Here is a 24,447-nt window from a genome sequence, read left to right on the forward strand (position 1 = left end):
GCCGTTCTACCGACTGAACTACAGAGGAATCGTTTGAACGAGGCGCATATTATCGATCACGCCCGATCTTGTCAAAGGCTGTTTGCACATTTCAAATCGTTTGCCGAAAAATCCTCCAGTTTGCGCAAAAAGTAGCGTTTATCCGCTTATCACTCGCCTATTCAGGCTGCGCCTGACTCTCATCTGCCTGCGCTTTGGTACGCGGATATTTCCACAGCCACCGCCCGCTGACCATTCGACAGTAAAACAAAACGCCGCGCACCGCCCAGTCAAGCACCATCCCCAACCAGACGCCAATCACCCCCATACCCAGCACAATCCCCAGCGTGTAGCCCGCCACGACGCGACAGCCCCACATGCCGAGCATGGATACCCACATGGTGTAACGCACGTCACGTGCGCCTTTAAAAGCGCACGGCAACGTCCAGGCCATCGCCCAAATCGGCATAAAGAAGGCGTTGAGCCACAGCAGCTCTTTCACCACCACCTTGACATCCTCTTCGCTGGTATAAAACGAAGCGATCAGGCCGGCAAACGGCGCGGTTCCCCAGGCGATCAGCGTCAATACGATCGTCGATAGCCAGAAGACGTGCCACGCCTGACGTTCAGCCTGGCCGATCTGCCCTTTTCCGAGACGCCTGCCGGTAATAATTGTCGATGCGGAACCCAGGGCGTTCCCGGGCAGGTTAATCAGCGCAGCCACGGAGAAGGCGATAAAGTTGCCGGCAATCACGTTTGTCCCCATCCCGGCAACGAACATCTGAGTCAGCAGCTTGCCGCCGTTGAACAAAACCGATTCAATGCTGGCGGGAATACCAATGCCCATCACTTCCCAGATAATGGCGAAGTTGAACGGCTTAAAGTAGCTCTTCAGCGAAATGCGCAGCGCCGGGTTAAAGCCGATCATTAATACCCAGATAGTAGCCACCGCGCCAATATAGCGGGCGATGGTTAATCCCAGACCCGCGCCGACAAACCCCATGCCGGGCCACGAAAAAATGCCGTAAATCAGGATGCTGCTGATAATGATATTCAGAATATTCTTCCCGCCGTTGATCAACAGCGGAATTTTAGTGGTTCCGGCTCCGCGCAGCGCACCGCTGCCGATCAGGGCGATTGCCGCTGCCGGATAGCTCAATACCGTTAGCTCAAGATAGGTCAGCGCCAGGCCTTTCACTTCTTCTGTCGCATCTCCGGCGACAAAATTAATAATTTCCGCGCCAAAAGCATGGATAACCGCCGCGAGAATAATCGAGAACAGGGTCATTATCGCCAGCGACTGTCGCGCTGCCGCCCTTGCCCGCCGCCGGTCACGCTTGCCCAGACTGAAGGCTACCACCACGGTCGTACCGAGATCGATGGCGGCAAAAAAAGACATGATCACCATGTTGAAGCTATCGGCCAGGCCAACGCCCGCCATCGCTTCTTTACCGAGCCAGCTGACCAAAAAAGTACTCAGCACGCCCATCAGCAACACGCAGGCGTTTTCCAGCAAAATCGGGACCGCAAGAGGACTGATTTCACGCCAGTAGAGGACGCGATAGGTCTTGCGTTTTTTAAACCAGGACGTGCGTTCGACGGACTGGCGTAATGCGGAGGTGACGTTCAAGGGAGACCTTAGTGAGAAAAGTTGAAACTACATTTCAAATGATGATAGAGAAAAGCTAATCCTGCAAAGCATTTTTCCCGATAGATTGTCGCTAATAACAACAATTTGTTGATGGATGCGCCAGTTGCGCGGCGGAAGGCGAATTGATGTTTGACAAAAGTTTTTTCGCCGCTAAGATACGACTCCACAACGATTCCTCTGTAGTTCAGTCGGTAGAACGGCGGACTGTTAATCCGTATGTCACTGGTTCGAGTCCAGTCAGAGGAGCCAAATTCCTGTTTTCAGCTATCCTTGCGAATCTTTTTCAGATATTGATTCAACAGGCTAGCATGGGAACACATCCCGGTGCATTTCTGGTTTTTTCTCCTCCGTGCCGGGAAATGCGGGCACTATCTTTGTTGCGCATAGCATGTCCCACTTCTCCCTTAACAACACGCCAATTGTCAGCCTGAAGCCTGCGAAGATTTTCACATAGCACGAACGTTATCTTCTGGTTAATCCTGACGGCAGATCTGCATCGAGTGGCCGTTCCGTGCTTGAGCACCTCAGATGCACCCGGTAGCGGGATCATTTCTCTGTACGCAAGAGCTGAATCGATCATTATCAGCAGGGGCAATCATTTACTCGGCTGTCTGTTTTGCGGGGGCAATGATGGAAGAGAACAAAATGCACCAGTTGCATACCTGCTACTTTCACATTTATTCATCGATATATTGAAAGTAAAGAAATATCTGCTACAGGTATTCGTCAAAACTCCTGTCCTCACCAGACGTAGTGCGAGAATACGCTAAACGAGAGGATACGATTGAAGGCTATTATGTGAAAAATAAAAACTGCGGCCATGATCCGAGCAATGGCCTGCTCCCATTATCGCCAGTATGCCAGACAGCTTTGATTTTATATTGACAGAAAACTATCCGCTCAAGCCTGTTTCGGGCACATCAACGCACGTTGCAATGAGACAAGGTTTTAGCAAACAAAATATTAACGATACGACTCAGCATTTTTTTACCATCTGCGGTAAAAATCTTTTCCTAGTATCGGAGTATCGGGTCCACTTTCACCATCGTCGCATAGCAACGTTTTAGCACAATTTCGATGCCATATATTCGATTCCATATTCGGCAAAGAGAATACCACGCCAGCGCTCCGTTTAACGCTTCATCACCATAAACTTTATTAATTTTCACTGGTATCTTCGAGTTTACCTTTAATATTCTCGTGTAATATATTGGCAGCCCTTGTACAAAGCTCAGCGAAAATAGCAATCTCTCCCTGCGACATGCAGGATGCCACCTGCTCAGCCATTATGCGCCTGCTGGACTCTGCAGAATTCAGGAATTCAATACCCTTTTCCGTAATCCTCGTCAGCATTTCTCGCTTGTCGCTTTCTGCCGACTCCTGCTCAACAAAGTGCTTATCTTTCAACATCCGCAGGATCTTGGACATTTTACTACGCGCAAATCCGAGCTTTTCACCAATTGCGCTTGGAGTCATCGGCTGGAACTGACGTAAAATATACAACGTATCGTATTGCGGCCAGTTAATACCATCAGGATTAATCAGCGATCGACGTGCAACAAGTACGCATTGCAAATTCCCTAAGGCATCTTCAAATTGACGATTCAATGATATTTCGCGCTCGGAACCACTAGCCACTTTTTTATTCATTTCCATACATTCTCCTGATGCCGTATACAATAAGTTAAGCTTACCATTTTACCATAACCCTTCAAGGAAGGAAAAGTTATCCTAACCTTCGCCCCCATTGATAACATAAGAATCATCCTGTTAATCCTGAAAGATATATTCTCTGTTCAAAACATCCTCATAATCTATTAATTCAGTTATCTTGCCATCATTTATTTCAATCACATTAACATATAACAAAGAGAACTGTTTCCCATCTGGCAGAGTATTCCCATGTAGTTTATATTCAACAATGACGACATCGGGATTATTCGTATAGTGGAATCGTTCATCCTCTATAGAGGTAAAGCGTAAGGGCGCAACGCCAAAGCCATTAGCATAGTGTAAGCGAATATTTTCACGGCCAACAATCACCTCTCTATTGCGACGGAAAGGCAACGACAAACGTCCATTAACAGAGAAAAGGGATGCCAGCTTATCCGATGACTTCTCCATCACTGCCGAAATATATTTATCAAATAGTGCTGGAACCATTGTATTATCCTCTTGATGAAATTGATAAACGGTTTGCTAGACAATTTCTTTCTGCCGCTGGAAATAAACAATCATACGTTTGAAAGTCTCCTCCGACAGTTCAGGAAAGCGCAAGCCCAGTTGTGTAATACGCTTAGTCGTCTCTGGATTACCATAGGCGTTATCGCCAGTATCCAACAAATTCTCTTTAAAGAGATGAATGACCGGCCCCAGCGCAACCTCGCGCCCTTGGGTGACACACAGCTCAAGTTGTTGCAACCACTCGCCGTCAGAAGTCGTTTCCAACGGATAGCCCAGAGAACGAATCGCCCGATATACCGGGTCAAACCGGATGCTCTGAGGATGGAAAATATGGAAGTTCTCCTGTCGAGTAGCCTCTGAACGCGCTAAAGCAACTATCGCTTCAGCGACAAAGTCGACAGGCAGCAGGTCCGTTGACAGGGAAGACGGATTGGGCGCCAACCCCATCTGGATAAAGCTTTTTATCTGTCGCCACAAAAAATCATCGCTCTGGCAGGCCCCAGTTCGGCTGTCTCCGCCAATACGTCCGATGCGAAATACGTTAGCATCAAGTCCTTGTTCTCTGGCCTGTATAACATAGCGTTCAGCCACCCACTTACTTTGCGTATAACCAATCGACAGTGCTTCCGGATGCCCCGGCACACAATGTTCCACGATAGGCGATTCAGGATAGCGTGGAGAAAATACGGCGATAGTGGATAAATAGTGGAGCGTTTTTCGTCCGCCACAACCGCAGAAAGCTAAAATATTTAGCGTACCCTGCACATTTGACTGTTTAACAGAAGAATAAGAGAGCAAAAAATTAATCTGTGCGGCTGCATGGAATACCGTGTTCACTCGCTCTGCCAACCGACTATACGCGTCAGGGCTTAACCCTAAATCGCGCTGACCAATATCACCGAGGCAAACTTCAACCCGGGAAAAATCAATCTCATCGGCGATTCCGTAGCGCATCGCATTTTCACGTAAACGAGCCAATGCGTCCTTATCTGTCCTGGCTCTTACCAGGCAAATCACGGATTGGGTCCCGGCCAATAGCAGTGAACGCAGCAGGTAGATGCCTAAAAATCCTGTCGCCCCGGTGAGCAACGTCAGCCCAGGGGTTGAACACTCTCCCCCCTGCCAATGTATGCGTTCGTATCCATCCTGAACAAAGGAACGATCAACGGTATCGACGGGCCCCTTTTCACTGACAACATAGCCGTCGATGCACTCTGCCATAGCCAACAACGTCGGGTGATTAAATAACAAACGTAGAGGAATATCGCAATTGAATGCCTTACGGAGCAGAAAAACCAGCTGCGTGGCCAACAAGGAATGTCCGCCAATGGCGAAAAAATCATCGTGCAGTGCGATGTGACGACCCGGAAATAGCGTTTCCCATAGCGCCCTGACCTGCTCCTGCGTTTTCGTCAGAGACCGTTCTGACATCTGCGCGGATGATTCAACAATAATATCCACCTTAAGCAACGCCTTACGATCGATTTTCCCGCTAGGGGTAGTAGGCAGCTTATCCAGAAAGACCAACTCTGTGGGAACCATATACTCCGGCAGAACCAGGCGAAGGCCGCGTTTGATCTTATCCTTTTGATTGCTTTTATCATCCATTAAGCCAGCAATAAAAGCGACGAGCTGCTTGCTTCCTGAAGTATCTGCCCTGCCAACTACCGCTGAAACCTGCACGCCTTCCAGGGCATTGATGGCCGCTTCTACTTCAGACGGTTCGATCCTAAAACCGCGAATTTTTAACTGATTGTCTATCCTGCCAAGATAGCTGAACCGATCGTCATGCTCCAGCCTCACCAGATCACCGGTACGATATGCGTGGCAACTTTGTGTGGCAAAGCCCTCAGCAGAGATAAAACGTCGAGCGCTTTCTTCACTTTTATTGTGATAGCCGGGAGAGAGAAAATCGCTAACGATGAGCAGTTCACCGGCGACACCGGCGGGAACCAGCTGCAAATGCTCATCCACCACCAACAGAGTAAATCCGGGTAGAGGGTAACCAATGGACGCTGCATCTCCCCATTTATCGCTTTCCGGTGGCAGCACATACGCGGAACAGACGTGACTTTCTGAGGGACCATAGAGATTAATCAGGCGAACAGGTTGCCTGAAAAAATGTTTAATATCCGCGGTGAGTACGAGCTGTTCCCCGGTGGAGTAGACCTCTTTTAAACTCGGGAATTGCCTGTTGGCCAATGCGCTCAAATGCGCGAACTGTTGCAAAGCAACATAGGGAAAATAGAGACGATTAATCCCCTGCTCCTGGATAACCTCTTGCAGAAGATCCAGATCTCTCCGTTCTTCTTCACTGGCAATATATAAGCACCCACCGCCAGCTAACGTGCCGAAGATCTCCTGAACCGAGACATCAAAAGAAAGTGACATAAAATGCAGAGTACAATCTCCTTGATCGCACTCAGAAACATCTCGTTGCCACTTAATCAGGTTATTGAGCGTTTTATTTAATAACCGTACTCCCTTGGGCTGCCCGGTTGAACCTGATGTATAAATGATATACAGCTCATCGTCGGGCATTCTTTTGATATAAGAGTATTCCCCAGGGTACTCCGGGGGAATATCATCGATTAACAACAGAGGTACGGAGCCAGACACTGGGAATTTTGCTACCAGCGATCGTGTCGTGGCGATGCAATCCACACTGGCGTCCTGCAACATGTAACCAATTCGCTCTTGCGGGTATTGCGGATCGATCGGAATGTAGGCCGCGCCGGTTTTTAACACGCCAAACAGAGTGGCAATCGCCTCGGCATTCCTTTCCAGTAATAATGCAACACGTTTGCCAGGTGCGATATTTAACTGCTGCTGTAGGTAAGCGGCAATCTGCCCTGAACGTTCCGCTAACCAACCATACGATCGTGTGCCATTAGCGGTAATTAACGCAGTATCCGCAGAGTGGCTTATAGCATGCTGATTGAAAGCCGCCAGGGCGTCAAATCGCCAGGCCTCCGCGCACGATTTAAGACTAGATCGAACAACCAGTTCACGACTTAACGGTGCATCCAACAGCCTCAGGGATGACAGTAATACCTCGCCGTCCTCGCCCATCGCGCTTAATAAATGGCGAAAGATTTTCAACCAGTAGTCAATGGTCTGCGGGTGATACAACGCCGTCTTATACTCCAGCGTTAGCTTCCACTGCGGTTGCGCTTCAAAGAACAGCGTCAGATCGTATTTTGCCATCTGGCTAAAATAGTCATCCAGCATGACTTTAAAAGGCAAGTCGTTGAAAATATCGCCCCGGGTATCGGGCATAACCAACAGCGTTCTGAATAGAGGACTGTCCTGCCCCGCGTTTTCACGCGACAGTGCGACAATTTCATTGAAAGGGAGCAGCTTATTGAAATGTGCGCCAATAAAAGATTGACGTACCTTTGCAGCCAGCGTGCTGACCGTGTCATCTTCATTGACCTGCACGCGAACCGGCAGAGTATTGATCATATATCCCGGCGTTTCGGCAAACTCGCTGCGATCCCGCAGAGTAAAAGGCACGCCAACGGTAATATCGTTCTGCCCGCTCATACGGCTGAGGAAAAATTGCCAGCACATGGACATATACATAAATGGAGTCATTGACAACGATCTCGCGTGCCGCTGCAGTGAGTCCGCTTCCTGTTCGTTCAGCGCCAGCATGGTATAGGCGGCTTTGGTATCTTCCCGAAGACGACGGGGAAAATCGACCGGGAGGTCCGACAAGGGTGGAGCTGGATGCAGTGCCTGTCGCCAATAAACCCGCATATCTTCGCACTCAGCCGCCGCAAGGGACGCGGCCTGCCAACGAGTAAATTCCTGATAGCTTCCCGTGCCGTTAAACGCTGGCAGAACGCGCATCTCGTCAAGCGCACAATAGATTCGCAGCAAATCATGCAAGACAATACGTACTGAGGGGGCATCAATAATGATGTGGTGGAAGCAGCATGCTAACCAGGTTGTACCTGAGTCTGAACTGAGCATATTAATGATACTCAGCGGCCCCTCAGCTAATGATAAACGGCTAGCCGCCAGTTGTGCCGTGACGGATTCAGGGGTTTCCGTCTGCTCTGGTTGTCGATGGGAAAAAGAGAGATAGCCATCAGCGCCGATACGCTGTTGTAATTTACCGTCAAGATAAACAAAACGCGTTCTGAATATTTCATGGCGCAAGGTCAGCTCAGCCACAGCGCGCTGCATAATATCAGCGTCCAGTGTCGCATTAACGGTCAGCAGCACCGGCACGTTATAGCATTGGGGCTGCTCCAGCGTATTATCCAGCCACCACATTGCCTGCTGCCCGGGCGTAGCTGGCAGATACGTTACCGCACTTTCTCCACACTCCTTGTTCAAACAGCCCTTTTTTGACTCGCCGCTATTGAATGATGGCATTTTATCCCCCTCTTAAAATTCCCTGTAAAATCCTTCCTGTTTGCTGGTAGTCCCAACCCCAGGTATTAGAGCTTTTGCCGTTGCCGAATGGTCTGAGCCAGCGCAGCAATAGTTCCGGCAGTGAAAATGTCCGCCGGCGAGACAGCCAAATTAAATGTCTTGCTTACCATTGACGCCAACTTTATGAAATGTAATGAGTTACCACCCTGGTCTAGTAAATTTTCTTGCGGGTTAATCGCCTCTGAATGAATAATCGCCTGCCAAATCGAGAGTAGCTGTTGCTCAACGTTGTCCATATTTACACCTGCTCCAGTAAAGAATTTTTTAACCGTAAACGATCTTTTTTACCGTTAGCGGTCATTGGCAGTACCGCCAGACGGCTAAATTTTTCAGGTATCATCCAGGCAGGAGCATGCATTGCGAGGTGATTCTTTAAATCCGCTACGGATAGCCCGTCATCCTGCGTGACATAACAAGCATGTAATCGCGGTTCATCCGGCGTCTCCTCTACCACAATCAGCACATCTTCTACAGCGTGATGTAAGCGCAACAGGTGCTCAATACCGGCGATATTGATGCGGAAGCCACGTATTTTACAAATATGGTTGCCTCGTCCGACCAGGACGATATTGCGATCCTGGTCGTAAGTTGCCCGATCATCGGTACGATAGAAAAGCATGTCAGTGCCTTGATACGGTATGGTGATAAACCTTTCCGCCGTCAGTTGCGGATCGGAATACCCCAGAGCCACTCCAGCCCCTGCGATAAATAATTCCCCATATTCACCGCAGGTACAGGGTTGCAACCGTTCATTGAATACCACCATCTCAACCAGAGGGAGTGGAGTACCAACCGGCACAGGAGATTCACTGGATAATTGCTCCTCCGACTGAATATGATAGAGAGACGAGATCGCTGAATTTTCCGTGCAGCCTAATCCATTAAATATTTTGGCTTTACCGGCCTGCACTGCCACGCTAAATAAGCGAGGATTGACAAAGTCTCCCGACACCACCACACAATCAGGTATATGCAGTGTTTCGACCGAAACCTCGACAAATAGCCGGAACAGCCCGCCAGAGAGGAATAGCATCGTCACGTTATCCGATTCGATCTGCCGTGCCAGGGCCATTAAATCCGGCAAGCCAGGCGGCGCAATCGTGAGACATGCTCCGGTCAATAAAGCCATCCAGATTTCATTAGCTGAGGCAGCGAAAGAAATATCTGCAATTTGCAAATAGCAGTCCCGCTCGCTATTCCCCAACGCCGGTACCGGCAGACCCAGTCTGGCAATCCCGCGATGAGCAATCAGTACGCTTTTCGGTTTTCCTGTTGAACCAGAGGTCATCAATATGAGCGCCGGATCATCAGCGCTTAATACCGGGTAATTCCCGCTTCTTTGTTGAGCGCAGTTTTGTATCAGCGTCCTGCTCGACAAGACGTGCCATGCTCCGCCGGGCACGCTTGTTACATCATCGCTAATCAGGTATCTGGCTCCCGCCGCACTTAAAACCTCACCAATATAGCGTTCGGGACTATTCGAGTTCACGGGAACCATAACAGCGCCTATTTTCATGAGCGCCAGCATAAAAATATATAACTCCGGGCTACGTTCTATTTTTATTGCAACGATATCGCCTTTTATCAGGCAATTATTTTGCAACACTGCAGCCAGCGCTGAACATTGCTCAGCAAGTTCTCGATAGGTTATTTTTCTTTGATCGAAAATTAACGCACCCCTGTCCGGAAAACGTTGCGAAATCTCATCAAATATATCAGGGACAGCCTTTAACTGATAGACATATGCTGAATGCGTCATCACTCTCTCCTGGAGAATTAGGAACGTTCACACGCATAAAATCTTCTCTTGAAGAAGAAATTAAAGATCTAAAGAAATGCCGCCAGCTTATCGTGAGATGCATCTAAGCAAACACCGCAAAACAAGCAACATATAAGCAACACAAGCATAACTAAGCGTTGCTTTCAATAGTCTATCTTCGAACCTCATCCCCAGTCAATTTGATTTCCAAAAAAAAATCATATAGCAAAAAATAAAAAACAAACAAAAATAATAACCATAAAAATCAATAACATGAAAAAACATAAATCAAATATAAATTTTTTTGATTGACATAAGGCACCCATTGGCGTGCAATATTTGTGCAAACCGTATCGTCTTTCATGTCCAGTAAACAGACAAGGAATAGCACTTTCTCATCGCTTTTTTGTTAAAAAACAAACGAAAAACCTGTTAAATTTCGAGTGAGAGATTAGAAATGACATCATTTCCTGGCAATAAGTCCAACTGGCAACAGCCGTTCTGGAGCGATAAGGACATGCTTGGCCTGGTCAAAAGTGAATTAGACAATCTTCCAGAATTATTAAGTTTTGCAGAAATAAGTGAACTCAATAAAGCATTAGCCGCCGTTTATGCAGGAAAAACAATGATATTTCAGGCCGGCGACTGCGCTGAAAGAATTTGCGAATCTGGCGCGTTACATGTACGGAAAAAATTGATCTTCCTTGAGCAAATGTCCCGCGAATTCTCAACACTGACGGGGCTGCCGATATTGACGGTAGGTAGAATTGCCGGTCAATATGCTAAACCCCGCTCACAACAAAACGAAGTCGATGGCGACAGGGTACTTCCCGTGTGGCGCGGTGATTCAGTCAACCGGCCCGAAGCGACACCAGAAGCCAGGCGTAACGATCCGCAACGGATGCTGCTGAGCTATCGTGCTGCTGCGGAAACTCTGGCCGAAATTAAACGTTACGAACGGGAATATCCCCGCGATATTCATCACATTTGGACCAGCCATGAAGCGCTGTTGCTGGACTATGAAACCACTCAAATCCGCACTAATCCCTACGGAGAATCATACTTAGCCAGCACCCATTGGCCCTGGATCGGCATTCGTACTCTTGCGCCTGACAGCCCACATATCGCCATGCTGGCGAATATCGCCAACCCTGTTGCCTGCAAGATTGACGCCAGCGTAACGCCATCGTTCATCGCGACACTTTGCCGACAGCTCAATCCTCAGCGTATTCCTGGGCGTCTGACTTTTATTTCGCGTTTTGGCCGTTCACACATTCATCGGTTGGGCGCGTTGATTCAGGCCGCACAAGCAACCGAAACGCCGGTGTTATGGATGTGCGATCCAATGCACGGGAATACCGGGAAAACGCGTGCGGGCAATAAACGCCGAGAGCTTAGCGACATGATGGCTGAAATCTCCGGTTTCCTGAGGCAGGTGAAATCACATAACGCCTGCGCCGCTGGACTCCATCTGGAAGCAACGCCGAACCCGGTCATCGAATGCTTCAGTGAAAATAATCACCCTGAAGAACATGAACTTAAGCAAATTCTCTGCGACCCACGCCTGAACGTAGCGCAAACGCAGATGTTATTAACTCACTGGAAAGAGGGACAACATGACTTTTGATAAAGATTATATTGCCGTTATTACCGGCGCATGCGGTGGCATTGGCGAATCCGTTGCCCACGCGCTGGCGAAAGAAGGGCTGTCACTAGCGCTTCTTGATAATAACGCCACTCAGCTGGCAACCCTTGTAGCCACACTACAAGATAACCATCCGCAGCCCATTGCAGGCTTTACTGTGGACGTTGCCGACGACCGCTGCGTAGCAGAGGCCTTTACCGCAGTCGGTCATCAACTGGGCCCGGTAGGGTATCTGGTCAACGGCGCCGGCGTACTGTGCCACGCCAGCGTGGCCGAAACACAACCTCAGGATTGGGCGAAAACATTTGCCGTCAACGCGACTGGCGTATTTAACACCAGCCGCCATGCGGCCAATCTGATGATGGCTCAGCGTAAAGGCAGCATCGTAACTATCGCCTCAAATGCAGCGCGCGTGCCGCGGGCGACGATGGCCGCCTACTGCGCCTCAAAAGCCGCTGCCCAGGCATTTACCTATGCTCTGGGGCTGGAGGTCGCTCCGTATGGGATCCGTTGTAATGTTGTCGCTCCCGGCTCAACCGATACGCCGATGCTGCGCGGCATGTGGCATAGCGAAAGTGACAAGCAAAACACGCTCAACGGTAACCCACAACAATTTCGCATTGGTATTCCACTCAACAAAGTCGCCACGGCGGAAGAAATTGCTGCCGCGGTCTGCTTTTACCTGTGCGAAGAATCAGGGCAAACCACGCTATCAACGTTATTGGTCGACGGTGGTGCCGCACTCGGCAGCTGCTAAGCGTACAAGGAGAATAACATGGAAAAGATACGGCCCTACCCATTGCCGACAGAACGTCAATTACCCAAATCAATTGCAGACTGGCGACCCAACAGTTCAAGAGCGGCGCTACTCATACATGATATGCAGCGTTATTTTCTCGATTTTTACACTGCTGACGCCTCGCCGATAGCGCAGGTCATCGACAACATCTACCGCTTGCTTAGTGTCGCCCGACGTCTGCATATTCCAGTATTTTATACTGCCCAACCCGGCGACATGACGCCACAACAGCGCGGCTTGCTGCACAGTCTATGGGGTTCAGGCATGAACGGCAGCCAGGAACATAAACAGATTGTTCCTCCGTTGACGCCTCTGGAAAATGAGTGGGTATTAACGAAGTGGCGTTACAGCGCCTTCTTTAACTCTCCTCTTCTGAGTACTTTGCACGAACTCAAATGCGATCAGCTGATCGTCTGCGGCGTTTACGCCCATATCGGTTGTTTGTGCACAGCGCAAGAGGCCTATTCCAATGATATCGAGACATTTTTTATTGCCGATGCGCTCGCCGATTTCTCCGAAGAAAAGCATCGTCTAGCGCTTGAGCTAGCTGCGGAAACCAGCTCAGTCGTGCTGTCAACCCGACAAGCTATCGACGCATTGGAACATTAAAGATCCTCACGGCACTTCAGGAGTTGATGATGTTATCTAAAGATTCAGCAAATCCCGACGAGCTTTCGGCTCATCTGGCCAATCTTGATAGACCCTTTGCCTGTATTTACCGCCCCCAATGCGAACCTATCAACGCAGTATTGTTTCTTGAAGGGGATATTGAGCTAAGCCAGTCCCTTTCAGAATTAGCGCTGGATCCTCCCCTGGACGCGACGGGCAAATGCTCATTTAACAAATTGATATTATTGCCATTTAATCAGCTGAAAGAGAAAGGATATGCCTGCATTGACGATGGTGAACAGACGATCGTAATGCACATTGAGCGGCAAGACTATTATCCTATAGATTCATTTATCGCAGCCATTAATGACCATGATATCAAGCCACGAAACCTGCACTTCGATCTTGATGACCAAACATATGGCGACATTGTTGATACCGTGATTGATCAGGAAATCAGCTCCGGGGAAGGCAGCAACTTTGTGATTTCACGCAGCCTGGAGGGCGATATAACCGACTTTAGTATCCGCCACGCGCTGACGCTGTACAAACGGCTGCTGCAATCTGAATGCGGATCATACTGGACATGGATGATCTTTACCGGCAGCCGCTATTTCATGGGTAGTACGCCTGAACAGCATATCCAGGTTGATGAGCAGAACGTGGCGATGAATCCTATCAGCGGCACATTAAAATACCCCGATACCGGGAATATGGCGCACGTGCTGGATGATTTTCTGCAGGATAAAAAAGAGCGCGACGAACTATTTATGGTGGTAGATGAAGAACTCAAAATGATGAGTAGCATCTGTCAGCGTGATATTCAGGTATCCGGGCCGAAGCTCAAGGCTATGTCGCACATCGCGCATACCGAATATTTTATCCATGGCAAATCAGATCGCAGTCTGAAAGAAATCATCAGGCAATCGCTATTTGCGCCAACAGTGACCGGCAGCCCAATAGAAAGCGCCTGTAAAGTTATCGCCCGGCGAGAACGCCGCGGACGCGGTTATTACAGCGGCATCGTTGCTATAACGGGTGCGCAAGAAGGTAAACGCTATCTGGACTCGGCCATCATGATCCGCACGGCCGATATTTCCGCTCAGGGACATTTTCGGCTTACGGCGGGTTCAACCATCGTCAGAAGTTCCATCGCGCAAAGTGAAGCCGGTGAAACACGCGCCAAATTACAAGGGCTAATGCATTCGTTCTTCTCTGAACCAGGCGCCGGGACGCCAAACCGGACAGGATTGTCTGCAGAACTTTGCCATCGGGCTGACCAGATACTGGCACAACGGAATGCACGCACCTCCTCCTTTTGGCTGGATAACTCGCAATTGGGCCCGCGCACTCTACTCTCTCATCATGCCATCACACTGATCGACATGGAGGACAACTTCACCGCCATGATTGCCTATCAGTTACGCAGCGCGGGTTGCGCCGTCACCCTCATTCCCTGGTATGACTGTCCGAGCAAGCTAACGCAACTCACCGATCGCGACATCCTATTCATTGGTCCCGGGCCTGGCGATCCAACCAATATACAACTCGAAAAAATACGCGTGGGCCGAAAAATTATTGCGCAACGGCTCCGGGAGCAGCGTCCGCTAATCGGGACTTGTCTGGGACATCAGTTAATTTGCGCCGAATTAGGCATTCCGATCGAGCGGCTGGCCAATAACCGTCAGGGTAGCCAACATCAGATATTCATTCAGGGAAAACCTCATACCGTTGGTTTCTATAACAGTTTCTCCGCACTACATCAGCGGCCATGCTGGTACAGCCCGGAGCATGACAAAACAGTCCAGCTGGAGCGACTCCCTTCTGGTGAAATTGTCGCATTATCGTCAGGCAACGTAGCCTCCATACAATTTCATAACGAATCATTCCTGACGCAAGACGCATTTTCTATTTATCAATGGCTGATACAGAACGCCTTAACAACAACGGCAACTCTTAGCCAACAAGATGCCGTTTAAAAGGAAGTGTTGAAAACCGACATTCGGAGAGAGCTGACATGGAAAATAAATCAGTATCATTACCTACCGGTAATGACTTTTTAGCGGGTCTAAATGATGGGCGAGAAATATGGGCTTATGGTGAAAAGGTGGACAATGTTATTACACATCCAGCGTTTCGCAATTCAGCACTGTCCATAGCTAAATTATACGACGCGCTCCATGACGAAAAGTATCAGGCTATATTAACCACGCCTTGTGATACCGGCAGCGGTGGTGTCACCCATCCGTTCTTCCGCGTTCCTCATTCTGTTGACGATCTGATACGCGATCGCGACGCAATCGCGCAGTGGGCACGGCTTAGCTATGGCTGGTTGGGAAGAAGCCCTGATTTCAAAGCGTCGTTTCTTACGACTCTGGGCGCCAATCCCGAGGCCTACGGCGAATATACGGATAACGCCAGGCACTGGTACAAACGTTCGCAAGAGGAGCTACTTTACTGGAATCATGCCATCATTAACCCCCCTATCGACCGCAATCTCCCGCCCGACCAGATTGAAGATATCTGCATTCACGTCGAAAAAGAGTGTGATGATGGCGTAATTGTTAGCGGTGCCAAGGTGGTTGCTACCGGCTCAGCCTTGACGCATTACAATTTCATCGCGCATTACGGTTTACCTGTCAAAAAAAGAGAATTTGCCCTGGTATGCACATTACCCATGAATGCCCCAGGGCTGAAGCTGGTTTGCCGCCCCTCTTACTCCTTAGCCGCCGAAAAGGTCGGCAGTCCTTTTGACTATCCACTATCCTCACGCTACGACGAGAATGACATGATCTTCATTCTGGATAAGGTGAAGATTCCCTGGGAAAACATTTTTATTTACGGCGATACCGCTAAAGCGGCCACGTTTTTACCCAGTTCTGGCTTCCTGCACCGCTCAACGTTCCACGGAGTAACGCGTCTGGCGGTAAAAATCGATTTTATTTGTGGTTTATTCATTAAAGGCGTGGAAGCCACCGGCGTAGCCGATTTCCGCGGCATACAGACGCGCGTCGGGGAAATGCTGGCCTGGCGCAACCTCTTCTGGGCCATAAGTGATGCTATGGCTAAATCGCCGAACCCCTGGCACAACGGCGCCCTCCTGCCTAACCTGGATTATGGTTTAGCCTACCGTTGGTTTATGAGTCTCGGCTATCCACGGATCAAAGAAATTATTGAACAAGATCTTGGCAGCGCGCTTATTTATATCAATTCGCATGCCAAAGATTTCGCTGCGCCGGAACTGGAACCTTATCTGAAAAAATATATGCGGGGCTCCAACGGTATGGATGCCGTTGAACGCGTCAAGCTCATGAAGCTAATCTGGGACTCCGTAGGAACAGAATTCGCCAGCAGACACGAACTCTATGAACGAAATTATACCGGTAGTCATGAAAATGTTCGTATCGAGCTGTTGCTCGCCGCACAGATGTCGGGGCAGGTACAAGAATATAAAGGTTTCGCCGAACAATGTATGATGGATTATGACCTGGATGGCTGGCTGGATCGCGATTACCACTGGCCTTTAGACGAATAAGATTAACGGGACAATACATCAGTATAATAATGGGCATGCATCATATTATTGCCAGTCTCTACTGGCTGTCCCGACCACCATTTCTCACTCCATCCGGCAATGTTTGCGCAACCACTCTGCGGTTAATGAATGGCGACAGGCCAGCATCGATTCGGGTGTACCGCTAAACAATAATTCCCCCCCTTCTTTCCCGGCATAAGGTCCAATATCAATAATCCAGTCAGCCTGAGCGATCAACTCCATATTATGTTCAATAATAATGACGGTGTTTCCGCGCGCTACCAGTCGGTTAAATAGTTTCAACAGCGAGGCTACATCACTGGGATGAAGACCCGTGGTTGGCTCATCGAAAATATACATGTCACTATCATGATTTAATTGTGACGCTAACTTCAGCCGCTGGCATTCACCGCCTGAAAGATGATTTAACGATTCACCCAAGCGTAAATATCCCAACCCGACTTCGACCAGGCTACGAAAAATTGGCCTGAGCTGTGGCTCATTCAGGAAAAATTCGCAGGCATCATTAATCGACAGGGATAATACCTCAGCAATACTTTTTCCCTGATAACGATATTTCAGCGCTTGTGGGTTATAGCGCTGCCCCTGGCAGGCCTCACATGGCAACGTAACCGTATCCATAAATGCCAGATCGGTTTGTATTACCCCTAGCCCATTACATTCCGGACAAGCCCCTTTGGCATTAGCGCTAAACCACGACGCTGACACCTGGTTTTTTTCGGCAAACAGCGAACGGATCGTATCAAATGCACCGCACCAGGAAGCAATATGCGATCGAATTGAGGTATGTATCGGTTTTTGATCGATAACGATCGCCTCCGGACATTGTGGCGCCAGGGCCCCCATAACGAATGAACTTTTGCCCGATCCAGCGACTCCCGTCACAGCGACCATAACGCTTAAAGGCACGTCTACCGATAAGTTATGCAGGTTATGCAATGTGGCGTTTCTTACCGATATATAACCCTTGGCACATCTCGGTTTCTTATTTATCTCTGCCCGTGAAGAGAAATATCGACCCGTCAAGGTTTGGGATTGCTTAAGTGCCGACAGGTCGCCCTCAAAGACAATATTCCCGCCTTGCTTACCCGCTCCTGGCCCTAAATCAATAACATGCTCGGCTATCGCTATCATGTCCGGGTCGTGCTCCACCATCAGAATGGTATTGCCTTTGTCGCGTAGTTTTCCAATTAAAACATTCAATTTCACTATATCTGCTGGATGCAGGCCGGTGCTGGGTTCATCAATTATATAAACGATCCCGGTCAGACTACTTCCCAGATGTCGGACCATTTTCAACCGCTGGGACTCACCGCCCGATAAGCTAGGGGTCGTACGGTTCAAATCCAGATATCCCAAGCCTACTGCACACATGGCATCCAGCCTTTCCAGCAATGCTTCGATCAGCGGCCTGACTTCAGGATAATCGAGCTTTTCTACAAACAGCTTTAACTCTGTGACAGGCAGCGTTGCGCATTCGCCAATATTTTTCCCTCTAATCCGGCAGGAAAGTATTTCCTCGTTAAGCCTCATACCCTGACAAGAAGGGCAAACCTGCAAACTAACGACTCGCTGAAATTCCTCAGTTTTAGTATCTTTAGTTTCTTGTTTTAAATAACTTCGCGTAAAGCGCGTAATGACGCCTTCAAACTTTGCACTCTTAGGCCAACCGGCTAACGGCGCTTCAGGAGTGAGATTATCCGCATAAAGTAATAATTCTCGCTCCTCTTTTGAATAATCCGCGATTTTTTTATCGGCATCAAAAAGTCCTGAATAAACATAACGTTTCCAGCGCCATGAGCCTGGCGCAAAAGAAGGATAACGAATAGCTCCTTCATTTAACGACAGATTTGAATCAATCAGATGGTTGATATCAATAGTACTGGCAATGCCCAACCCGTCGCATGTCGCACACATCCCCGCAGGATGATTGAATGAAAAAACATTCGAATAACCTACGAAAGGTTCGCCGACACGAGAAAAGAGTAGCCGTAGTAGGGTATAAATATCTGATGCGGTGCCCACCGTCGAACGTGCGTTGCCACCAATACGTTTTTGGTCAATAATAATGGCCACCGACAGGTTTTCAATTTCATCGACTTCAGGATTACCATAATGTGGTAAGCGATGGCGAATAAAAGGTGGAAACGTGTCATTTAACTGTCGCTGAGATTCCGCCGCTATAGTTCCGAATACTAAAGAACTTTTTCCCGATCCGGAAACACCGGTAAAAACTGTTATTTTATTTTTAGGGACCTCTACATCAATATCTTGCAAATTATTTTGCCTTGCACCAATGATTTTTATAGCGTCATGGGTTTTCATCACACTATCCTTTTTTACCTGTCAATAACAATGCCATGATGGCAATTAAACAACATCCCGCGATAATCAGCGACATCGGCAGTAGTGACAACGGGTCTCCAAATCCAAGCAGTGACGGGGTTATCGCAGCGATACCAAACTGAAAAGCCCCTAAAATAGCAGAACCCGTTCCCTTTAAGTGAGAGGATGCCGCCATGGCCATACTCGCGGCATTGCCAAATGTCAAAGCCATAGTAAACATCATCATTAACAGTAGTACCGCCGCGATCTCAAACTGGAAATGAGAAATATTGTCAACGATACAAAGCAATATAGATATCACCAGCGTGCTTATCACCCCCATGGTTATGAGGTTATCTTCACCAAATTTCATAACATAGCGAGCGCTGACTATACTACCAAACATCATGGCTCCGGCGTTGATAGAGAATATTACAGCGAACTTTCCTGAGGATAAATCGAACGTCGATTGATAGATAAATGGTGATGCTGATATATAAGCAAATAGCGCCCCAAACTGGATTGAAAAAATTAGAATATAACCAATATATTTCTTATTGCTTAGCAACTCGATAAACTGACTGATAAACTCATTCAGATTGAAAGGTAATCGCTGATGACGGGGTAAGGTTTCGCTAATAAAATGACTACTGAGCAGAGTGGAAACTAATGATATTGTAGCCATAAAAACAAAAACTACCGGCCAGATAAACCATGCAGCCACTCCTCCAAGTAATGGTGCAATAACAGGGGCGATCCCCTGTATCGCTAGCACCAGATTAAAATATCGAGCGGCTTTGGTCCCCGGGCACAGATCAGAAATAATTGCTCGGGAAAGAACGATACCAGCCGCTCCTCCCAGTCCCTGAAAGAACCGTGTAACAATGAGCAGCTGAATGTTCGTAGATATAGCGCCAGCTAATGAAGCGATGGTTAATAGGGCCATCCCGCCCAGCAATAATTTACGTCTGCCGTAATGATCGGATAATGGTCCAATAAACAGCTGCCCAATACCTAAGCCCACCATAAAAGCGGTGATGCTAAGCTGAACTTTGTCAGGCGTCGTATGCAGATCGCTGGCGATAGCTGGAAATAAAGGCAAGTACATATCAGTGGATAATGCAGCAACGGCGCTAAGTAAACCCAGAACAATAACGACTTTACTGGAAAGCAAACCTCTACTTTCATCTCTGAACATCGTACTGACTGCCGATGCCTGAACTTCTTTCGGTCGCATGATGAGCGTAATCCTTTTACCATCTGTGGTCTGTAATAACTATACCACCAGCAAAAGTAATTGCAAAAAAGAAATCAAAACTTATGACTTATAAATTTAAATCTATAAAAAACAATAAGATAAACAAATAATCATTGTCTGTTTTCAAATTTAATTACCAAAAAAGACATATAATGCATATTACACTCATTCAGATGTAAATTATTGAAAGTCGCGATATCAATAACTTTTTTCGTTATCAGGAGCGCTTTTGAGCAAGGAACAGATAACCACGACATAGTTCATAATGATCGAGGTCCTGGAGTGTCATACATCCGGAAGGGTAGCGCTGTGCGCAGCTGAAGGTGAAAGCTCACTTACGCGGAATAATGTTGCGGGAGCCGTCAGAAAAACACTCACCTTCACTGTTTACCAAAAAACGTCTCTTATCTCTCTTCTACCGTTGCCGTTTGCTGACGCCAGGCAACAACCTCCTCACTAAGCCAGTCCTTAAAAAGCACAGCTTCGTTTTTCTTTTCTGCAACTTGCGATGAGACCAGCCAGTAAGGCCACGGATAAGGCGCGGCGAAAGGGGTAAGCTGTTCCAGCTCTCCCCGGGCAATAGCATCCTGGACTAAAGATCGGCGTTCCAGCGCAACACCTTTACCGAGCCGGACGGCCTCCAGCACCAGATTTGAGTCGTTTATGCATAGCCCGCCGGGCACAATCTCTCTTTCAAGCCCTGCCTTGATACACCAGGTTTTCCACGATTCCATGGAAAAGATAATCTTGCTCTGCGCTATCTCTGACGGCGTACGGGGTAGCTCACCGCCGTTATAAGATGGAGCAGCCACAACGATAAGCTCATCGGAGAAAAGATAATGACTCTCCGTGCCTTCCCAGTCCCCTTTTCCCATGCGGATGGCCAAATCTGCCCCTTCCTGCTGCAGATGAGTGACCGCCAGGTTTGCCTGTATTCGCAGCGTGATTTGAGGGTATTTCGCCCGAAACCGCTCAAGACGAGGCAAAAGCCAGTGGCCTCCAAAAGAGGGTACCACCGCTATCGTCAGCTCCTGTCTGCGGGGCTTTACCTGCACCAGTCGGGTGGCGTCAGCGATATGGTTAAGGGCCTCGCGTACCTGCAAGGCGTAGAGTCGTCCCTCTTCATTAATCTGCAGGCCGCGACCGTGACGAATAAACAGCTTTAAGCCGACCCTCTCCTCCAGCACTTTAATCTGCTGACTGATAGCTGAGTGCGTAACGTGTAGTTCTTTCGCCGCCAGCGTAACGCTGCCAAGACGAGCCACGGCTTCAAAACTACGTAAACTCGCAATCGGGGGAAAATCCGCCATGTTACTACTCCCTCACCGTGACGCTTAAAAGGTGACCCATAACCTGTCAGTAATACTAACCTAACCCGTAAGATACTGAAGATATTCGCCTGAATGAATTTACTGTACTGTCTTTTCATCGTCAGTAACGAAGCGTTAACCCCAGCATATTTCACCAGCACAGGAAAACAGGAATCATGAATAAGCTTATTGGCATGATGGACTCGCCTTATGTAAGGCGCGTGGCGATTTCTCTTGAACTTTACGGCGTCGAGTTTGAAAGCCATCCGCTGTCGGTATTCAGCAGCTTTGACGCGTTTTCGCAGATCAACCCTGCGGTCAAAGCGCCGACGTTGGTGCTGGATAACGGAATACGTCTGATGGATTCATCGCTGATACTGGACTATTTCGAAGCACAGGCTGCCAGGGAGCGAAAACTCCTGCCGATCGCTGCGGATGCGCTGGCAAGAGACCTGCAGGTACTGGGCTTTATGCTCGCCGCGGGTGAGAAGGCGGTGCAAAATGTGTATGAACATCATCTTCGCCCGACGGAAAAACAGCATCATCCGTGGATAGAGCGCATTACCCGTCAACTGCTAGCGGCCTGCAGGGAATGGAATACGCTACTGGAAGATCGTCCGATTGCTACGGACCCCGATCAGGTTGCCGTGACAAGTACGGTTATCTGGACCTTTATTCAGGCCAGGATCCCCGATATTGTTGATGCGCAAGAGTTTCGTCACATTCAGTCGCTTGCCGAATTATTTGAAAATCATGCTGCGTTTAAAAAACATCCCTATCGCTGAGATGAGTTAAAGCGGAATAATAAAGAGCGCTATTCACGACAACCGATGGCGCCCGAAAACCACGGGCGCGTTCTGTTGCTGCGAGTTTGCAGGAAAAGGCGACCAGCCGCTGCCGGCTTACAACGCTGAACGGCCAATCTCCACCGGCATACCGGAGCGGCGTTCAAGCGCTTGCCCGGCGCGATTCACATCAACGCCCTCGCCCTTCACAAAAGCCTGCATCGCCGGCGTGACGGGAAGCGGTACCTTGCGGTCCGATTCATACTCCGCGCGGTTTCGCGACAGCGGCTCATGAACTTCAACCCAGCGGCTACCGTCCGGCTCGGCGGTATATTTCACCGGCTGATCGATAATCTGCACCCGCGTGCCTACCGGAACGGTATCAAACAGGTACTTGATGTCGTCATTGCGCAAGCGAATGCAGCCCTGGCTCACCCGCAGGCCAATGCCGAAATTGGCGTTGGTGCCATGAATGGCGTACAGCCTGCCGATATAAATGGCGTACAGTCCCATCGGGTTATCCGGCCCGGCCGGCACAAATGCCGGCAGACTTTCGCCCCGGCTGGCATATTCCCGGCGAGTATTGGCGGTTGGCGTCCAGGTTGGCGCCTCCTGCTTACGCTCAACGGCGGTCACCCAGTTACGCGGGGTTTCGCGCCCTGCCTGGCCAATACCAATCGGCAGAACCTCGACCGTTGTGCCTTCAGGCGGATAATAGTAAAGGCGCATTTCAGCAACGTTGATCACAATGCCGTTGCGAACCGTGGCGGGCAGGATAAGCTGCTGCGGCACCACCAGCGTGGTGCCCGATTTCGGCAGGAACACATCGACGCCCGGGTTGGCCTCCAGCATATTGCTCAGGCCCTGGCCGTACTGAGCGGCAAAGGCCTCAAGCGGCTGGGTATTGTTCTGCGGAATCGTGATGGTCAACGGGCTGCCTACCAAACGGCTTCCTTCCGGCGGCAGCGGGTAGCTCACCGCCAGAGCGCTCTGGCTGGTGAGAAGCATAATAAAAGAACAAAGCAGTTTCACGCGCCGCACAATTTCCCTTCCTCTGTGGCGATTATCGTGAATGAATTATAGCTTCGTTTGCTATGTCATATCTGATTTATCATCCTGCTAAATTTGATAATCGATCGCCGCCTCTTCCGGCTCCATCGCCTGGCGTTTAATCTCCTCCAGCGACAGGCCTGCATTACAGAGTTCAATAAAACGCCAGACGTAATTTCGCTGCAGCTGTCCGCGCTTCAGGCCCAGCCAGACGGTATTGGCATCGAACAGATGGCGGGTATCAAGACGCGTAAAGGTATCAGACTCCCGCTCATCTCCCGACTGTTCCGCCACCAGCCCCACGCCCAGCCCCAGCTCAACGTAGGTTTTGATGACGTCTGAGTCCTGTGCGCTCAATACGATATCCGGCATCAACCCTTTACGGTTAAAGGCTTCATCGATGCGTGAACGGCCGGTTATGCCCTGGCGATAGGTGATGAGCGGCCAACGGGCAATCGCCTCGAGGGTCAACGGCGTCACCTGGGTCAGAGGATGATCTTTGGGAACCAGCAGACTGTGGTGCCAGCGGAACCAGGGAAAAGCCACCAGCGTCGGATCGTTGCTCAGACGCTCGCTGGCGATACCAATATCCGCGCCTCCGTTATGCAGCAGCGTTTCAATTTCCTGCGGCGTTCCCTGCACCAGTTCAAGACGGACATCAGAAAAGAGTTCACGGAAGGCTTTAATCACCGGCGGCAGACTATAGCGCGCCTGGGTATGCGTAGTGGCGATGGTTAAGACGCCGGAGGCATCGTTGGTAAACAGGTCCGCCAGGCGACGAACGTTGCTGGCTTCATTGAGGATACGCTCGGCAATCGACAGCAACGCTTTGCCCGGCTCGGTCATCCCCAGCAGACGTTTGCCGCGGCGGATAAAAATCTCGATCCCCAGCTCTTCTTCCAGTTCACGAATATGGCGGCTAACGCCCGACTGCGATGTATAGAGCATATTGGCGACTTCCGTCAGGTTGTAATCCTGACGGGCCGCTTCACGAATAATTTTGAGCTGCTGGAAGTTCACCCTTTCCTCCGGGCTATCAGACATAACATATGCTCTATTGTTAAAGTCTGTTGTCCTTGCTAACAAATAAT

The 24,447-nt window shown here is 49.2% G+C and carries 18 protein-coding genes and 2 tRNA genes (1 of these 20 running past the window's edge); 7 read left to right on the forward strand and 13 right to left on the reverse strand.

Annotation, left to right across the window (positions count from 1 at the left end; genetic code table 11):
* The 3 genes from HMPREF3178_RS28115 to HMPREF3178_RS32240 form a co-directional block, all read right to left on the reverse strand.
* A tRNA-OTHER gene (locus tag HMPREF3178_RS28115) sits at positions 1 to 28 on the reverse strand (it extends 50 nt beyond the left edge of the window).
* Positions 29 to 157: 129 nt separating this feature from the next.
* Positions 158 to 1,609 carry an EmmdR/YeeO family multidrug/toxin efflux MATE transporter gene (locus HMPREF3178_RS28120; protein ID WP_070585648.1) on the reverse strand — a complete coding sequence of 484 codons (1,452 nt, stop codon included), beginning with the start codon at positions 1,607 to 1,609 and terminating at the stop codon, positions 158 to 160.
* Positions 1,610 to 1,617: 8 nt separating this feature from the next.
* Positions 1,618 to 1,797, reverse strand: a complete 180-nt coding sequence (locus HMPREF3178_RS32240) for a DUF5951 family protein (RefSeq protein WP_219620557.1) — start codon at positions 1,795 to 1,797, stop codon at positions 1,618 to 1,620.
* Positions 1,798 to 1,803: 6 nt separating this feature from the next.
* On the opposite strand from HMPREF3178_RS32240, the gene HMPREF3178_RS28125 reads away from it, so the two are divergent.
* Positions 1,804 to 1,879 (forward strand) — tRNA-Asn (locus HMPREF3178_RS28125).
* A gap of 909 nt (positions 1,880 to 2,788) precedes the next feature.
* Here HMPREF3178_RS28125 and HMPREF3178_RS28130 read toward each other — a convergent pair.
* From HMPREF3178_RS28130 to HMPREF3178_RS28150, 5 genes are all read right to left on the reverse strand, one after another.
* The gene (locus HMPREF3178_RS28130; protein ID WP_004103545.1) at positions 2,789 to 3,286 is read right to left on the reverse strand and encodes a MarR family winged helix-turn-helix transcriptional regulator; all 498 of its coding nucleotides are present in this window, start codon (positions 3,284 to 3,286) and stop codon (positions 2,789 to 2,791) included.
* Between the two features lie 114 nt (positions 3,287 to 3,400).
* Entirely contained in the window at positions 3,401 to 3,793 is a 393-nt protein-coding gene (locus HMPREF3178_RS28135; RefSeq protein WP_004103546.1) for a nuclear transport factor 2 family protein, read from the reverse strand.
* 36 nt (positions 3,794 to 3,829) lie between these two features.
* Entirely contained in the window at positions 3,830 to 8,200 is a 4,371-nt protein-coding gene (locus HMPREF3178_RS28140) for a non-ribosomal peptide synthetase family protein (RefSeq protein WP_070585649.1), read from the reverse strand.
* 65 nt (positions 8,201 to 8,265) lie between these two features.
* Positions 8,266 to 8,496, reverse strand: coding sequence for an acyl carrier protein (locus tag HMPREF3178_RS28145; RefSeq protein WP_004103550.1), 231 nt, complete (start codon positions 8,494 to 8,496; stop codon positions 8,266 to 8,268).
* 2 nt (positions 8,497 to 8,498) lie between these two features.
* Positions 8,499 to 10,019 carry an amino acid adenylation domain-containing protein gene (locus HMPREF3178_RS28150; protein ID WP_070585651.1) on the reverse strand — a complete coding sequence of 507 codons (1,521 nt, stop codon included), beginning with the start codon at positions 10,017 to 10,019 and terminating at the stop codon, positions 8,499 to 8,501.
* 457 nt (positions 10,020 to 10,476) lie between these two features.
* Here HMPREF3178_RS28150 and HMPREF3178_RS30620 point away from each other — a divergent pair, with 457 nt between their 5' ends.
* Genes HMPREF3178_RS30620 through HMPREF3178_RS28175 form a run of 5 tightly spaced genes read left to right on the forward strand, consistent with a single transcriptional unit; the run spans position 10,477 to position 16,607 of the window.
* Positions 10,477 to 11,646, forward strand: a complete 1,170-nt coding sequence (locus tag HMPREF3178_RS30620) for a 3-deoxy-7-phosphoheptulonate synthase (protein ID WP_077270141.1) — start codon at positions 10,477 to 10,479, stop codon at positions 11,644 to 11,646.
* The gene (locus HMPREF3178_RS28160; protein WP_017145607.1) at positions 11,636 to 12,421 is read left to right on the forward strand and encodes an SDR family NAD(P)-dependent oxidoreductase; all 786 of its coding nucleotides are present in this window, start codon (positions 11,636 to 11,638) and stop codon (positions 12,419 to 12,421) included. Before HMPREF3178_RS30620 ends, HMPREF3178_RS28160 begins: the two co-directional genes overlap by 11 nt.
* An 18-nt stretch (positions 12,422 to 12,439) precedes the next feature.
* Positions 12,440 to 13,072: an isochorismatase family protein gene (locus HMPREF3178_RS28165; RefSeq protein ID WP_004103554.1), complete on the forward strand. Its 633-nt coding sequence runs from the start codon at positions 12,440 to 12,442 to the stop codon at positions 13,070 to 13,072.
* A 26-nt stretch (positions 13,073 to 13,098) separates the two neighbouring features.
* Entirely contained in the window at positions 13,099 to 15,051 is a 1,953-nt protein-coding gene (locus HMPREF3178_RS28170) for an anthranilate synthase family protein (RefSeq protein ID WP_228705153.1), read from the forward strand.
* Between the two features lie 38 nt (positions 15,052 to 15,089).
* Positions 15,090 to 16,607: a 4-hydroxyphenylacetate 3-hydroxylase family protein gene (locus tag HMPREF3178_RS28175; RefSeq protein ID WP_049094086.1), complete on the forward strand. Its 1,518-nt coding sequence runs from the start codon at positions 15,090 to 15,092 to the stop codon at positions 16,605 to 16,607.
* An 84-nt stretch (positions 16,608 to 16,691) separates the two neighbouring features.
* Here HMPREF3178_RS28175 and HMPREF3178_RS28180 read toward each other — a convergent pair whose 3' ends face one another.
* The 3 genes from HMPREF3178_RS28180 to HMPREF3178_RS28190 all read right to left on the reverse strand — a co-directional run bounded on the left by HMPREF3178_RS28180 (position 16,692) and on the right by HMPREF3178_RS28190 (position 21,521).
* Positions 16,692 to 18,953 carry an ATP-binding cassette domain-containing protein gene (locus tag HMPREF3178_RS28180; RefSeq protein WP_064356495.1) on the reverse strand — a complete coding sequence of 754 codons (2,262 nt, stop codon included), beginning with the start codon at positions 18,951 to 18,953 and terminating at the stop codon, positions 16,692 to 16,694.
* 4 nt (positions 18,954 to 18,957) lie between these two features.
* Positions 18,958 to 20,190, reverse strand: coding sequence for a multidrug effflux MFS transporter (locus HMPREF3178_RS28185; RefSeq protein ID WP_004103561.1), 1,233 nt, complete (start codon positions 20,188 to 20,190; stop codon positions 18,958 to 18,960).
* A 425-nt stretch (positions 20,191 to 20,615) separates the two neighbouring features.
* A complete protein-coding gene (locus tag HMPREF3178_RS28190; RefSeq protein WP_016808353.1) occupies positions 20,616 to 21,521 on the reverse strand; it encodes a LysR substrate-binding domain-containing protein in 906 nt (301 codons plus the stop codon).
* Positions 21,522 to 21,697: 176 nt separating this feature from the next.
* Here HMPREF3178_RS28190 and HMPREF3178_RS28195 point away from each other — a divergent pair, with 176 nt between their 5' ends.
* On the forward strand, positions 21,698 to 22,306 hold the full coding sequence (locus HMPREF3178_RS28195; protein ID WP_004103565.1) for a glutathione S-transferase family protein: 609 nt from the start codon (positions 21,698 to 21,700) through the stop codon (positions 22,304 to 22,306).
* Between the two features lie 117 nt (positions 22,307 to 22,423).
* On the opposite strand, the gene ldtA is transcribed toward HMPREF3178_RS28195, so the two are convergent.
* Together ldtA and cbl are read right to left on the reverse strand one after the other, a co-directional pair.
* A complete protein-coding gene (gene ldtA / locus HMPREF3178_RS28200; protein WP_004103567.1) occupies positions 22,424 to 23,347 on the reverse strand; it encodes a L,D-transpeptidase in 924 nt (307 codons plus the stop codon).
* 78 nt (positions 23,348 to 23,425) lie between these two features.
* Complete coding sequence (gene cbl / locus HMPREF3178_RS28205; RefSeq protein WP_016808354.1) at positions 23,426 to 24,376, reverse strand: HTH-type transcriptional regulator Cbl; 951 nt, start codon at positions 24,374 to 24,376, stop codon at positions 23,426 to 23,428.
* Positions 24,377 to 24,447: the final 71 nt, after the last annotated feature.

This window comes from Klebsiella sp. HMSC09D12 (genome assembly GCF_001808475.1).
In the GTDB taxonomy this organism is placed as follows: domain Bacteria; phylum Pseudomonadota; class Gammaproteobacteria; order Enterobacterales; family Enterobacteriaceae; genus Klebsiella; species Klebsiella oxytoca.